At 47.3% G+C, this 277-nt stretch carries 1 pseudogene; it reads left to right on the forward strand.

The window, feature by feature from the left end:
- Nucleotides 1–277, forward strand: a pseudogene (locus AAEZ08_RS22855) (imidazolonepropionase); the annotation flags it as partial.

Genomic DNA, 277 nt, shown 5'->3' on the forward strand with positions numbered 1-277 from the left:
GCTTAGCGCAAACCGAAAAAGTATTTGCGGCGGCGAAAGTGCATGGATTACCGATTAAAGTCCATGCTGAGCAGTTGTCTAACTTAGGTGGCACTGAATTAGCCGCGCATTATCAAGCACTCTCTTCTGATCATGTTGAGTTTTTAGATGAAGCTGGCGTTGTTGCCATGAAAGCGGCGGATATGACGGCAGTATTGTTACCGGGCGCTTTTTACTTCCTGCGTGAAACCCAATTACCGCCTATGGAGCTATTTCGTAAGCATGGTGTGAGTATGGC

The organism is Pseudomonas sp. E45-MNA-CIBAN-0222 (assembly GCF_040310405.1).
GTDB classification, from domain to species: domain Bacteria; phylum Pseudomonadota; class Gammaproteobacteria; order Pseudomonadales; family Pseudomonadaceae; genus Stutzerimonas; species Stutzerimonas stutzeri_AC.